The organism is Bacillus sp. Je.9.29.b (assembly GCF_051129925.1).
GTDB lineage: Bacteria > Bacillota > Bacilli > Bacillales > Bacillaceae > Bacillus > Bacillus safensis.
Window position 1 is genome coordinate 505198 of the sequence record NZ_JBCPSO010000003.1, and the last position, 14412, is coordinate 519609.

Consider the following 14412-nt stretch of genomic DNA (forward strand, 5'->3'; position numbering starts at 1 on the left):
AGCTTGGATGAAGAAAGTATTGGTTACTGGGGGAAGCGGATTTATTGGATCACATACGGTAGAGGCTTTACTAGAAAAAGGCTATGAGCCCATCGTTCTTGATAACTTTTCAACTGGATCTCGAGAAAATATTGCTCATCTTTCCGTGCAATGCATGGAGGCAGATGTCACAAAGCCAGCGACGATTGATTTGATCAAACAAATCGCACCGGATTATATCATTCATCTTGCAGCACAAGTAAGTGTAGCCGTTTCCGTTCAGGATTTCGTATATGACGAAGAGGTCAATATAAAAGGATCTCTGCACGTCATGAAAGCTGCGGCTGAAGCAGGAGTGGAAAAAGTCATCTTTGCCTCATCAGCAGCTGTCTATGGAGACCCGGTGTATCTGCCAGTAGACACCGCTCATCGGCTAAAGCCTGGTTCACCTTATGGCTTAGCAAAACTGACAGTAGAGCGGTATTTAGAAATGGCAAAATCACTCTATGATGTGGACTATTGTATTCTCAGGTACAGCAATGTATATGGTCCGCGCCAAGATGCACTTGGCGAAGGCGGTGTTGTCTCTATTTTCTCTGATAAGTTTGCAAAGGATGAGGCTCCTTTTATCTTTGGAGATGGAGAACAAACAAGAGACTTTATCTATGTGGGTGATCTAGCGGCAGCGAATGTTGCGGCTTTAACAGCCCAATCAAACGTTTGTTTAAATATTTCGTGTGGTGATTCCATCACTGTGAATGAACTGTTTCAAACGATGAAACGGGTAACGAGATCACAGCTTGAACCGATTTACAAGCCGCAGCGTGCAGGAGATATCGTGCATAGTACATTGGCAAATGAGGAAACGAAAAAAGTCTTAGCATGGGAGCCTGTTGTGAGTTTACAGGAAGGTTTGGCTCGTACCATTTCCTACTATAAACAGGAAGTCAAGGCTTAATCCCTCAAATCGGATGGGTTGCTTAGGAGGAAAATGGGTATGAGTGTGAAACAAACAGCATGGCAAATCATGATTGGTTGTATATTATTTGCAGCAGGGCTAGGACTTGTACAATTGGCGTCTGCGCAGCCCGCCGGGTTAAAAAAGATTGTCGCCATTCCGGTCCTGCTTTTAGTCCTGACGGCTTTTCTCGTGTTAATGAAGCTATACATGAACGGTGAGCAAGTGTTCATGTCAGCCATATATCTTTTAATTGCATTGACCTTTCTCAACAACGCTTTCTTTTCAATTAGTGCCGGGTTCTTTAGTCTTTTTCTCTACCGTATCATGCTCATTGCCGCCTTTTCTTTATTCATATGGCGGATGAGAGATAAGGGGACGTACATATCGCAGTGGCAGCAGATTCGTGTCAAAGGGATTCTTGGTTTTTTCGCTGCATGGTTTCTTTACGGGCTCATCTCACTGCTGTGGGCTCATTCGGTCACAGACGGTCTCAAATATATGTCCCTGCTTGCGATGGGGATGGGATTTGTCTTTCTTGTGGTTATGTACATTCAGCGAATCGATCAAGTGGTCACCTTTTATAGCATTTGGCTCGTCATGACTGTATTTGTCATGGGGATAGGGTTTTATAATCACTTTACTTTGAACCATTTACCGAATACTTCATTGTATCTTGGGCCGGCGTATAAACAGCACTATCCTACAGCTGTCTTTTTTAACCAAAATGACTTTGCGACGTTTTTATCGATTAGCTTTTTCTTGTATTTAGCGTGTATGCGGCAAATGAAAAATGGTTATATCAAAGCATTTGGATTATTTGGCGCCATCGCAGCACTGTATCTCATTTTGTTAACAGAATCCCGCGCCAGCCTGCTTGGCATATTTGCAGGAGCGTCCATCTATGTGTGGCTTCTCATGCCGCGCTTTCTCAAAAAGTGGTCACTCATCACAGCAGGTGGACTTGGTGTCATCTGTATCGCTGTTTTTTCAGCCAAGATTTATTCAGTCTTTTATGACTTGTTTCTCGCTTCTCAGGTCGCGCATTCTTTTAGTGAACCACTCCCATCCAACATTGCGAGAGCGAATTTGATCAAAAATGCATGGCATTTCTTTACGGATTCATACGGGTTTGGTGTCGGGGCGGGGAATGTGTCTTACTACTTAGCCCACTTTTCGATCTTTGATACAGATCAAGTCGTTGAAGTGCACAATTGGCTGCTGGAAGTGATGACGAACTTTGGATTTGCGGTCATGCTGGGCTATATCTCCGTCTACGCTTATCTCATGTTCACGCTGTATAAACAATACCAATGGGCTGACACAAGATCAGCAAAAATGATCATTGAAGGTTTGTTTGCTGCCATGCTGAGCTTTCTCGTTTCAAGTATCAGTCCTAGTTCTGTCTCGAATTTATATTTCCACTGGGTCTTTTTAGGACTCGTGATCGCAGCGGTGAATATGTTGAAAAACAAACAGCGCTTGGTAAACCATGTGTGATGCTGCGCTGGTATGGCTACACTAATGAAAAAGCAAATACGTCAATGTTGGGAGAATGAACATGTCTGGTTTCATATCTAGAATAGGGAAGCGAATCAAAAAGTATATTGTATGGCTTGTGCTGCTGCCTGTCGTATTAGGCGCTTTTGGATTCTTTTTTGCCAAAGGAAATGTGCAGCAGTCTAGTTACACAGCTGCTGTTACTCTCACGCTTGGTAAATATGATGACGGAGTGTATAACAATATCGCAGAAGTGACATCTCTATTAAAAAGCTATGCATTTTTGAATGAAGCGCTCAGTGATGTTAAAGAAGAAGAAAGGCAGGATGTGAAAAGCCGCCTCATCCTCACCAATCAATCAGATACACAATTACAGCTGTCCTTCACAGATGCTGATAAGGATCATGCTTTAGCTGTCGTGAAGCAGGTGTCGGATACATTTCTGAAGCAAGACAAAGCATTATTTACAAAAAGGCAGCAGGTGATTGAAAGTAGATTATCTGCTCTAGAAGACGAATCTGTCAGCAACGATTCCAAAGTAGATAAAGAGCGGTTTTTATATGAATTGGAGTCTACAAAGCTTGGAATGAAGCAGGCGAAGATTGTTGATCCTGCTCAAGTTCTTGATGAAGGCAATAAAGGAATGTCAGCGAAAAAGCGGGCACTGCTTGGACTTGTCATTGGCTTTAGTATCTCGCTCATGTTTGTGGTCTTACCCGAAGTGTTCAAAGAATCTTAATGATGAACTGGAGATGAGTCTTAAGTGAACAATCAACCGTTAGTATCAATCATTACACCGGCCTATAATGCGGAACGCTATTTAACGGATACAGTTCATTCCGTCCTTGCCCAAACCTATTCTAATTGGGAACTGATCATCGCAGATGATTGTTCAACAGATGGAACAAGGAAGCTGCTTGGGGACTTAAGTGAAGCAGACGACAGAATCCACGTCATTTATTTAGAGCAAAATGGGGGAGCCGCCATCGCTAGAAACGCAGCCATCAAACAAGCAAAAGGCCGCTTTATTGCTTTTTTAGACAGCGATGATAAGTGGAAAGAGACGAAACTTGAACAGCAGGTAGACTTCATGCTGACAAACGATTATGCCTTTACATTCACGGCATATGACATCATTGCAGAAAATGGAGAACCTTTAGAAAAAACTGTCACTGCTCCAGCAAGATTAACTTATGATGAAGCTTTGAAAAATACCATTATCGGCTGTTTAACGGTGATGCTTGATGTACAGAAGATAGGACATATAGAAATGCCGAACATCCGCACAAGACAGGATTTAGCTACATGGCTGTCCATATTAAAAAGAGGATTTACAGCCTATGGAATGAGTGAACCGCTCAGTGAATACCGCATCGTTGGAAACTCGATCTCTAGTAACAAGTGGAAAGCAGCGAAAAAAACGTGGTTCGTCTATAGAGAAATTGAGCAGCTTCATTTTGTCAAAGCATCTTGGTGTTTTATGCACTATGCGACAAATGCTGTGAAGAAGCGCTTATAAACAGAAGGGAAAAAAGGTGATAAAGGTGAAAGCAGACTCGATCATACATGTTATCGTAGCGACGGGAGAATGGGGACAGGACGGCTTGAGGTACAGACGGCATCGACTGGCGGAATTTCTAGCATCTGATCCAGAAACGAAAGAGGTCATCTGGGTATGCCCATCTGCATCCCGTCATACAGCTCCCTTTCAGCCCATAACCGATCGAATGAAGCAATTGACCATTCCTGATGTGCTCAAGAGCAAATTTTTTCGCTTTGGCCGATATCAAGACATGTTCTATATTCATAAATTGTCCCCTCTTCTTGAGCATTTGCGGCAGGAAGAAAAGAAGGGAATCGCTGTTTGCTTATGGTATACGTTTCCGGGCTTTCCGCTCTTATCTTCTTTATTTGAATGGAAACATATTGTCTATGACTGCAGTGACCTGTGGGGAGAGCCGATAAGCGGCAAAAATAATTTGCTTTCTTATATGAGGCAGCGTGTCATTGTGAAAGCAGAAAATCGAATCATCAAATACGCACACAGCATTACATGCTCTTCTCAATACTTACACGATCAAATCAAAAAGCGTCTTATGGGCGAACCAAAAGATGTGTTTACAGTGGAAAATGGCGTTGAGTACGATGTGTTTGCAAAAAGCAATCTTCCATGTAAGGAGGATGTGCTGCAAGGTAGAGAAGGAACTGTTCTTGGTTTTATTGGAGGCATCAAGCCGAAGCTGGATTTTGACATGATAGCAGAAGCTGCCCGCATGCAGCCTGATTGGACATTTTTATTTGTCGGTCCGGATGGAACAAATGGTGATCCATCTTTTCAGCATGCACTTAAACTGCCGAATGTGATTTGGACAGGTGCTGTTGCACCAGAAGAAGTGCCTGCGTATATGAAGCTGATTGATGTAGGCATGATGCCATACAAACAATCTCCTTACAATCAAGCCGTGTTTCCGCTCAAGCTATATGAATTTTTAGCCGCAGGAATACCGGTTGTCGGTTTAAATCTTCCGTCAACGGAAAGGCTAAAAGAGAATGATGTGTATGAATATTTAGAAGGCGAAGATCCTGCGCTCTTCGTAGAAGCCTGCCAAAAAGTGATCAGCAAAAAAGACGACATGACCTATAGACATCTAAGACAAAGCCGTGCGAAGAAAAAAGATTGGCACGCGCTGTTCACAAATATGGTGGAACTAACGAATATTAAAGAAAACGCATAATTCATCAGGGATTGTGCGTTTTTATTTGTTTCTTCTTCACAGGGGGAGCTTGTGATCATCCTCTATTCAATTGTATAATGGAAAGAGCGGCCAATATACAAAATACAGATTTCAATTTAGAAGGAGACTGACCTATGGATTACGAACGCGCCTTATTAGCGTTTTTTGTCTCTCTGGCTACAGTTTTAATTGTGACACCAATCGTCAAAAAGTTTGCAATTAAGATTGGTGCAGTGGACCAGCCGAATAAACGAAAAGTTCATGATAAAGTAATGCCTCGAATGGGCGGTTTGGCAATTTTTATTGGAGTAGCGGCTGGAGCATTAGCAGGCGGCCTGTTTCTACATAATAAAATTACAGCAATTTCAGTTGGTGCCGTACTTATCGTCATTCTAGGTATATTTGATGATAAATATAATTTAAGTGCAAGATTTAAATTTCTCGTACAAGTTCTTGTTGCTTGTCTGATTGTCAGCACAGGCTTAAAAATGGACTTTTTCTCTGTTCCTTTCTTAACAGATCGAATTGAGTTAGGCTGGATGGCATATCCCCTAACCGTGTTATGGATTGTCGGAATCACAAATGCCATTAATTTAATTGACGGCCTTGATGGACTGGCTGCCGGAATTTCTGTCATCGGTTTATCAACCATTGCCGTGATGGCATTTTCAGCTGATAAAATTTTGATTCTTTCTTTATCCCTTGTTGTCATTGGCAGTACCATCGGCTTTCTCTTTTACAACTTTCATCCGGCGAAGATTTTTATGGGTGACACCGGTTCGCTTTTTTTAGGCTATATGATTTCGGTACTGTCACTATTAGGGCTGTACAAAAGTGTCACTTTGTTTAGTGTTGTTGTCCCAGTGATCATCTTAGGTGTCCCTATTTTCGATACCACTTTTGCCATCATTAGACGAATATTAAACAAACAGCCGATTTCAGCACCTGACAAATCTCATATTCATCATAGACTGATGGCCTTTGGCTTGTCCCATCGCATGGCTGTCATCGTGATTTATATGATTGGCTTAGTCTTTAGCTTAAGTGCCATTTTGCTGACAAGTGCCACCATATGGTTATCACTGATTATTATCTTTTTACTGGTCATGTTCATGCAAGTGATTGCGGAAGTCACAGGCTTGGTGAATGAAGAGTTTAAACCATTTACGAAATTTTATAAACGAATGGTCAAAAGACAATAAAAAACAGCCCGTTCCTAGGAACTGGGCTGTTTTTATTATTGTCCAGATGTGCTGGTCGAAGAGTTAGGTGTATCACTTGTCCCTGTTTCACTAGAGGATGGATTGGTTTGTGAATCTGTTTCTGTTGAAGACTCAGCAGGCAGCTTTAAATGCGTTCGTAATTCATTTTGGACGTTAGCTAGATTGGTTGTATCTGGCTCAAAGTAATACGTCCGATTTGGCCCTAAGTAAAGGTCTGTTCCTTTAATAGAGAGTGTTTCTGTGTCGTCTCCTTTAAATCCGCTGTAGATTTGCTGAAGCGCGAGACCTTCTGTGATACGGAAATTGGTCTTAATGTGATCACTGACTTCTTTAGCAATGTTATCGACGTTCGCAATGTTATTAGGCTTCGCCATTTGATCAATCATTGCGCGTAAAATTTGTTTCTGACGATCGTTACGTCCGAAATCACCGCGTGGATCTTGTTTTCTCATCCGTGCGTAAGCAAGAGCTTCTTCCCCGTTTAAATGCATATTGCCTTTTTTGAAGTAAATCTTTTTCGATTTTTTAACATCACTTTTTTCATTGAAGTCAAATGGAACATCGATATCAATTCCGCCGACTTCATCAATGACATCCTTGAATCCGTCAAAATCAACGGTTGCATACTTATCAATCGGAATATGCAAGAATTGTTCGACAGTTTCAATCGTTTCATCTTTACCACCTTTAGCAAATGCTGCATTGATCTTTTCTTTACTTCCTGTTGTATCACTTGCAAGCTGTACGCGTGTGTCACGAGGGATACTAACCATTTTCATTGTTTTGTCTTGAGGGTTAATCGTTGCGACAATGAGTGAATCTGAACGGCCATGATCACCCTTTGTGGCATAATCCTCAATTCCGACAAATAATACAGAGAAAGGTTTTTTCTTAATATCAATGACAGCATCACGAAGATTCGATTTCTCTCCACGGTTTAGTTCATCATATGTTTTGTCAGCAGCTTGAAGAGTATTGACGATTTTATATACTGCAAATCCGCCCATGCAGATGATAAGAAGCAAAAATAAGACCAGAATACGTTTGATCATTCTCTTCTTCTTACTCTTTTTCTTTCGTACACGCACTTTTACTCGTTGTGCCATTCATCTGTCTCCTTTATCGGACCAATGTCCTTTTCTAAATAAATCAGTTCGCCTTCTTTTGTAACACTCTTTCCATTTGTCAGCTCAGTCATCCACTCAATGAACTGCTCTGTTTGTGTTTCTTCGACATATGTCTCAAAAATAACATCTTCTGCATAATGGATTTCTTTTAGCTGAAAAGATGAGGCTCTAAGCTCATTCTCTACCTTTCCAAGCCATGTATAATCTATTGTTGTGTGCATTGTACGCATTAAACAGCGCTCTACCATACCAACATGGTTGATAGCTTCTGATACAGATTTTCCGTAGGCACGAATCAATCCACCGGCACCTAGCTTGATACCGCCGAAATAACGAGTGACCACAACAACTGTATCTTTCAGCTTCCGTTTTTTTAGCACTTCAAGCATTGGCACACCTGCTGTACCGCTTGGTTCACCATCATCATTCGCTTTTTGAATCAGGTCATGTTCACCAATGAGATAGGCTGAACAATTATGTGTGGCATTCCAATGTTGTTTTTTAATGGATTGTATAAATGCTTGTGCTTCTTCTTCTGAGACAGCACGCTGTATATGACAAATAAAACGTGATTTTTCAATGACGATCTCATGCTCGCCACGACTTTTTACTGTAAGATAGCGATTCAGCAAAAGACATACCCTCCTGACAAGCAAATTGTAAGACTAGTGAAAATTTGCATTGGTTTTAGAATTTTACAGCGTATTTTGTTATGATGATAGGAGCGGAAAAAGGGTCGTCATAAAAACTTCATAATTTATACGCATTCTTTCATTATAATTCGACATAAAATGCAGATCAATGACATTTATAATAAAAAAAGATGACATCACTGTTACGGGAGGGAAAAGCCATGACAACACCCAAAATGGATCCGAAATTATTGGATTCAATCATCATGAAAATGCTAAGTACAGTTGATGGCAGCAAGGACGAAGTATTTAGAATAGGCGAACAGTCCCGTCAACAATATGAAAGCCTAGTAGAAGAGCTCAAGCAAATCAAACAGCAAGTAAACGAAGTAATTGATTTTGGGGATAAGCTGGAAGTCCATACAAGACATGCTAGAAACCGCTTATCTGAGGTCAGCAGAAACTTCAACAAATTCAGCGAAGAAGAAATACGTGAGGCCTACGAAAAAGCACATAACCTGCAAGTGGAACTCACCATGATTCAGCAACGCGAGAAGCAGCTGAGAGAAAGAAGAGACGATCTGGAAAGACGATTATTAAGCTTACAAGACGTCATTGAACGCTCTGAAACGCTTGTGAGTCAGATTACAGTTGTTCTCAACTATCTCAACCAGGATTTACGCCAGGTTGGCGTTTTACTTGAAGATGCTCAGGCAAAACAAGATTTTGGGCTGAGAATTATTGAAGCCCAAGAAGAAGAACGCAAAAGAGTGTCTCGGGAAATTCATGACGGCCCTGCTCAAATGCTGGCAAACGTGATGATGCGTTCCGAATTAATTGAACGGATTTTTAGAGACCGCGGTACAGAAGAAGGCTTTAAAGAAATTAGAAGTCTCAGACAGAATGTGCGAAATGCACTGTACGAAGTGAGAAGAATCATTTATGATTTAAGACCGATGGCTTTAGATGATTTGGGTCTGATTCCGACACTGAGAAAATACTTAAACACAATTGAAGAATATGATGGGAAAACCAAAATTACGTTCCAATGCCTAGGTGATACAGAAAGCGAAAGAATTGCTTCTCAATTTGAAGTAGCACTGTTTAGACTAGCCCAAGAAGCTGTCACAAATTCATTAAAGCATTCTGAAGCTGAAGAAATCTCTGTCAAAGTAGAAGTAACGAAAGACTTTGTGACCTTAATTATTAAAGACGATGGAAAAGGCTTTGATATGAAAGATGTGAAAACAAACAAAAACAAATCCTTCGGTTTACTTGGCATGAAAGAACGCGTAGACCTACTGGAAGGTAAAATGACCATAGACTCAAAAATAGGTCTAGGGACATTCATCATGATTCGCGTGCCACTAACATTGCAAAATAAAATTGTAAAATAGAGTCAAAAGACATATTGACCATAAAGTTCAGGTGTAGAACAATAAACATGGGGAGGCGTAGCTTGTGACTAAAGTAAATATTGTAATTATTGATGACCACCAATTATTCCGTGAAGGTGTCAAACGGATTTTAGATTTTGAACCTACTTTTGAAGTAGTTGCAGAAGGAGACGACGGTGACGAAGCTGCACGTATCGTAGAACACTATCATCCGGATGTTGTCATTATGGACATTAATATGCCGAATGTAAATGGTGTTGAGGCTACAAAGCAGCTTGTTGAGCTTTATCCCGAATCAAAAGTCATTATTCTATCTATTCATGACGATGAAAACTATGTAACACATGCATTGAAAACAGGGGCGAGAGGCTACCTGCTAAAAGAAATGGATGCAGACACACTCATCGAAGCAGTGAAAGTTGTAGCTGACGGAGGCTCTTATTTACATCCGAAAGTCACTCATAATTTAGTAAATGAATTCCGACGCTTAGCAACTAGCGGCGTTTCAGCACATCCACAGCATGAGGTATATCCTGAAATTCGCAGACCACTTCATATCTTAACTAGACGTGAATGTGAAGTTCTTCAAATGTTAGCTGACGGAAAGAGCAACAGAGGAATCGGTGAATCGCTCTTTATTAGTGAGAAAACAGTTAAAAACCACGTGAGTAACATTTTGCAAAAAATGAATGTAAACGACCGTACACAAGCTGTTGTTGTAGCTATTAAAAACGGCTGGGTAGAAATGAGATAATGTTCCGGACAAGTACTCCTTTTTCGCCTGTTTTTATTCTCTCACATTTTAGGTGGAGGGAAATGATAGACAGGGTAAGGAGTCTTTTTCGGATATAGCGGGCTTGCCTATTGATTAGGCAGGCTTTTTTGATTACTATTATAAATCTAATGAAAAAATGATCATTCTTTTAAAATAAAAAAGAGTAACTTAACGAATAAGGAAGGTATTTAAGAATGAAAATAGCCGTTGTAACAGACAGTACTGCTTATTTACCACAAGAGCTGCGTGATAAACATAATATTCATATGATCCCCCTTAACGTCATCTTTGGCAGTGAATCATACCGTGAAGAAATAGAAATGGACTGGAAGACATATTATGAAGAAATCAAAAAACACAAAGATCTTCCAACAACCTCTCAGCCTGCTTTCGGTGAATTAATAGCCTTATATGAAAAACTAAGTGAAACATACGACGCCGTGATTAGTATCCACCTTTCAAGTGGAATTAGTGGAACGTATAACAGTGCTGTCTCAGCGAATGATCTAGTTGACGGGATTGATATTTACCCGTTTGATACAGAAACAAGCTGTATGGCACAAGGTTTTTATGTGTTAGAAGCTGCTGAAAAAATCCAAGAAGGTGCTTCTTTAGAAGAAGTGTTAGCACATCTAAATTACCTGAAGGAAAGTCAGCGGGCGTATTTTATGGTAGACGATTTAACTCATTTGCAAAGAGGCGGCAGATTAAATGGTGCTCAGGCTTTTATTGGAAGCCTCTTAAAGGTAAAGCCTATTTTGCATTTTGACAACAAGCTAATTGTTCCTTTTGAGAAGATTCGCACACGTAAAAAAGCCATTTCACGTATTTTTGAATTATTTGATGAAGATGCATCACGTGGTGTTCCGATGAGAGCAACACTGATACATGGTAATAGAGAAGAAGAAGCAGAAGAATTAATTGCGCACTTATCAGAAAAATATCCTCATGTTGAATTTTATAAAAGCTACTTTGGTGCCGTAATCGGCACCCATCTAGGTGAAGGTTCTTTAGCCCTTGGCTGGGTGATTAGATAATTCCTAAAAAACCTCTTTTCTTATGGAAAAGGGGTTTTGTTTTTCTATTTTACCTGTTGGACGAAAGGTCATGTCTTTGCGCATAATAGCCAAACATCAATTGAAAGGTGTTTGGTAATGTTGAATATGGACAAAGCAATGGAACTAATGCGGCAGCTGCATTCACGCCATCTGCTCACCGTTGAAACAAAGTGCCCACAGTCCAATTTAGATTGGCTGGAGGAGAAAGGATTAGTCAATCGGTCTCCTGCCATTGAGAGGAAAGCAAATGGTTTTACATGCTGCCGGTGCGGTGTATCACACAAGCGGTACTTTGCTCATTCTCCATGTGAAGTGTGTCAAAAGGATTGTGTGTACTGTAGATCATGCATCATGATGGGAAAAGCAGCAGAATGTGGGTTTCTTTATGAATGGACAGGTCCACAAATGGAAGAAACATGTCGAGCCGAATTAACATGGCAGGGAGAGCTTTCCAAAGGGCAAAAAAGAGCGTCAGAAAGGATAATTGAAGCTATTAAAAACAAATTTGATCTACTTGTTTGGGCGGTTTGCGGAGCAGGGAAAACGGAAGTGCTTTTTCATGGAATCGAATATGCGTTAAATCAAGGAATGAGTGTCTGTATTGCGACACCTAGAACAGATGTTGTGCTTGAACTCGAACCACGGCTTAGAAAAGCATTTCAAGGGGTGACAATTACCGTACTTTATGGAGGCAGTTCTCAAAGGTTTCAAATAACACCGCTTGTGATCACCACAACCCACCAGCTGATGAGATACAAAAATGCTTTTGATGTGCTCATTGTAGATGAAGTCGATGCCTTCCCTTATTCAATGGATGAGCGTCTCCAATTTGCTGTTCTAAAGGCGATGAGAAATAACAGAGGGGTTAGGATTTATTTAAGTGCGACACCCTCTAAAAAAATGACGAGAGAGGTTTCTCGTGGAAAACTGGAAGCGATAAAAATTCCTTTGCGTTTTCACGAGCAACTATTACCCGTACCGACCTTTCATTGGATCGGACATTGGAAAAAGAAATTAAAAAAGAAGCAGCTGCCCCCTAAAGTGATGAATTGGATGCAGAGACATATTGCAAATAAGAGAAGAATATTACTTTTTGTTCCTTCAATTGCTGTCATGAAGAAGGTAACGAAGATTCTTCGAGAACAATCCTTAAACGTGGAGGGAGTATCTGCCGATGATCCGGATAGGAAACAAAAGGTTCAGCACTTTAGAGATTACGTATACGATGTACTAGTTACAACCACTATTCTAGAAAGAGGCGTAACGATTCCAAATGTTCAAGTGGGGGTACTAGGTTCGGAATCTACTATTTTTACAGAGAGTGCACTTGTTCAGATTTCTGGGCGGGTAGGCAGACACCCGGATTATTGTACAGGAGATGTTTTCCTTTATCATTTTGGTTTAACGAGAAGTATGAAACAAGCAAAGAAGCATATCGCAAAAATGAATGAGACGGCTGCAAAAGAGTTTTCTGAAAAACAGTGTGGGTTCAACTAAATCATGGTACATTATATTCACAATACACAAATGGCAGGAGAGACAAATATGCTACTCAATGCAAAAGAAATACTACTCAAGGAAATTCTCAATCAATATCTCAACCAATTAAACATGATTTGTCATTGTGAAAAGTGTATGGAAGATGTATTAGCGATTTCACTGAATCAAGTGAAACCACAATATATAACAGATATCGATAAAATATCTTACAGTAAATCTGAGATGGTGGATAAACAGAAGAATACTGCGATGCTGGTCATTCTGACAGAAGCAGCTTCCAAGGTCTCTGCATTTCCAAGGTGTGAAAATCGTCTGCTGCTGAACAAGGAAACCAATTGATTTGCCAAATTTGCGAGGGACATTTTGTGCCTGCTTTTACATGGAAATCATTCCTACTATTAAATGATGATCGCCTTTGTGTAGCATGTAAGGATCACTTAGTAAAGATTGAGCGTCCTATTTGTCCAACATGCGGAAGGGCGCAGTCAAATGACCAATTGTGCCAGGACTGTAACAGATGGAATGAACGCTCTGATTCTACTAAAATCCTTGTAAAAAATAGGTCAGTTTATACTTACAATGATTTGATGAAAGATGTCCTTGCCCGCTTTAAATTTCGGGGTGATACGGCTTTAGCTGAGCTGTTTAAAAAAGATGTACAAGCAGCATTTAAACATTCCTTCTGCATAAAAGACCCATTGCTGATACCGATTCCTTTAAGTCATGAAAGACTAAAAGAAAGAGGATTTAATCAGTCCGTGATAATCGCTTCTTTGCTAGATAAGCCAATATTGCAACCACTCGTGAAAATACATCAAAGTAAGCAGTCTAAAAAAAAGAAAAATGAACGCCTAGATCAAAAAGGATTGTTTCAAATAAAGCAAACAGATGCGATTGTTCAAAGGGATATTATATTAGTTGATGATATCTATACAACGGGAGCAACCATCTATGATGCGGCAAGAATTTTGAAAGACGCAGGTGCTAAAAGTGTTTCTTCTTTTACGTTGATACGTAGTTAAAAATCATGATAATTAACCGATAATAAGAAAAGAAAATAACGTAAGGGGTTTTGGTTATGAATCAATTGGCAAACTGTCCACAATGTAATCAGCTATTTTTAAAAACCACCATCCAAACGGTTTGTAATAAATGCTTTGAAGAAGAAGAACGTTCTTTTGATATCGTATATAAATTCTTGAGAAAACAAAGTAATAGACAATCAACTATTGCTGAAATAGTAGAAGCAACAGAAGTTGATGAAGAATTAATCTTGAAATTTATTCGTTTGAAAAGACTGCAAATTAGTCAATTTCCAAATATTAATTATCCTTGTGAAAGATGTGGCAAAGCGATCAGGAAAAACAAGCTATGCAGCCAATGTGAACAGGATATTCATTCGCAAATCAGCCAAATGAACCAAGAAGAGGAGCGTAAAAGGGAGATTGAATCTAGGAAAAAAGACACCTATTATGCCATTAATCCTAAAAACGACTGATTCCCTAAACTAAGTTGCAGTTTGGTCGAT

At 40.1% G+C, this 14412-nt stretch carries 15 protein-coding genes; 13 read left to right on the forward strand and 2 right to left on the reverse strand.

Going from position 1 to position 14412, the window contains the following annotated elements:
• Positions 1-7: 7 nt before the first annotated feature.
• The 6 genes from AAZR19_RS08720 (at position 8) to AAZR19_RS08745 (ending at position 6374) form a co-directional block, all read left to right on the forward strand.
• On the forward strand, positions 8-937 hold the full coding sequence (locus AAZR19_RS08720; protein ID WP_041108029.1) for an NAD-dependent epimerase/dehydratase family protein: 930 nt from the start codon (positions 8-10) through the stop codon (positions 935-937).
• Positions 938-976: 39 nt separating this feature from the next.
• The gene (gene tuaE / locus AAZR19_RS08725) at positions 977-2437 is read left to right on the forward strand and encodes a teichuronic acid biosynthesis protein TuaE (RefSeq protein WP_041108027.1); all 1461 of its coding nucleotides are present in this window, start codon (positions 977-979) and stop codon (positions 2435-2437) included.
• A 61-nt stretch (positions 2438-2498) separates the two neighbouring features.
• Positions 2499-3176, forward strand: a complete 678-nt coding sequence (gene tuaF / locus AAZR19_RS08730) for a teichuronic acid biosynthesis protein TuaF (RefSeq protein ID WP_041108024.1) — start codon at positions 2499-2501, stop codon at positions 3174-3176.
• 24 nt (positions 3177-3200) lie between these two features.
• A complete protein-coding gene (gene tuaG, locus AAZR19_RS08735; protein ID WP_041108023.1) occupies positions 3201-3956 on the forward strand; it encodes a teichuronic acid biosynthesis protein TuaG in 756 nt (251 codons plus the stop codon).
• 19 nt (positions 3957-3975) lie between these two features.
• Positions 3976-5172 carry a teichuronic acid biosynthesis protein TuaH gene (gene tuaH / locus AAZR19_RS08740; RefSeq protein ID WP_041108506.1) on the forward strand — a complete coding sequence of 399 codons (1197 nt, stop codon included), beginning with the start codon at positions 3976-3978 and terminating at the stop codon, positions 5170-5172.
• Between the two features lie 134 nt (positions 5173-5306).
• The gene (locus AAZR19_RS08745) at positions 5307-6374 is read left to right on the forward strand and encodes a glycosyltransferase family 4 protein (RefSeq protein WP_024423627.1); all 1068 of its coding nucleotides are present in this window, start codon (positions 5307-5309) and stop codon (positions 6372-6374) included.
• A gap of 35 nt (positions 6375-6409) precedes the next feature.
• Here the strand turns inward: AAZR19_RS08745 and AAZR19_RS08750 are convergent, their stop codons facing one another.
• Positions 6410-7501: an LCP family protein gene (locus AAZR19_RS08750; RefSeq protein WP_041108022.1), complete on the reverse strand. Its 1092-nt coding sequence runs from the start codon at positions 7499-7501 to the stop codon at positions 6410-6412.
• Positions 7486-8154, reverse strand: coding sequence for a YigZ family protein (locus AAZR19_RS08755; RefSeq protein WP_012011434.1), 669 nt, complete (start codon positions 8152-8154; stop codon positions 7486-7488). Before AAZR19_RS08755 ends, AAZR19_RS08750 begins: the two co-directional genes overlap by 16 nt.
• 221 nt (positions 8155-8375) lie before the next feature.
• Between AAZR19_RS08755 and AAZR19_RS08760 the strand changes: the two genes are divergently transcribed.
• The 7 genes from AAZR19_RS08760 (at position 8376) to AAZR19_RS08790 (ending at position 14382) form a co-directional block, all read left to right on the forward strand.
• A complete protein-coding gene (locus AAZR19_RS08760; protein ID WP_003213166.1) occupies positions 8376-9551 on the forward strand; it encodes a sensor histidine kinase in 1176 nt (391 codons plus the stop codon).
• 64 nt (positions 9552-9615) lie between these two features.
• Positions 9616-10305, forward strand: a complete 690-nt coding sequence (degU, locus tag AAZR19_RS08765) for a two-component system response regulator DegU (RefSeq protein WP_008348273.1) — start codon at positions 9616-9618, stop codon at positions 10303-10305.
• A gap of 215 nt (positions 10306-10520) precedes the next feature.
• Positions 10521-11363, forward strand: a complete 843-nt coding sequence (locus AAZR19_RS08770) for a DegV family protein (protein ID WP_024423625.1) — start codon at positions 10521-10523, stop codon at positions 11361-11363.
• Positions 11364-11480: 117 nt separating this feature from the next.
• Complete coding sequence (locus tag AAZR19_RS08775; RefSeq protein ID WP_434702880.1) at positions 11481-12881, forward strand: DEAD/DEAH box helicase; 1401 nt, start codon at positions 11481-11483, stop codon at positions 12879-12881.
• Between the two features lie 48 nt (positions 12882-12929).
• Complete coding sequence (locus AAZR19_RS08780; protein ID WP_024423623.1) at positions 12930-13223, forward strand: late competence development ComFB family protein; 294 nt, start codon at positions 12930-12932, stop codon at positions 13221-13223.
• 26 nt (positions 13224-13249) lie between these two features.
• The gene (locus AAZR19_RS08785) at positions 13250-13906 is read left to right on the forward strand and encodes a ComF family protein (protein ID WP_326149053.1); all 657 of its coding nucleotides are present in this window, start codon (positions 13250-13252) and stop codon (positions 13904-13906) included.
• A 56-nt stretch (positions 13907-13962) separates the two neighbouring features.
• On the forward strand, positions 13963-14382 hold the full coding sequence (locus AAZR19_RS08790) for a TIGR03826 family flagellar region protein (protein WP_024423621.1): 420 nt from the start codon (positions 13963-13965) through the stop codon (positions 14380-14382).
• Positions 14383-14412 lie beyond the last annotated feature (30 nt).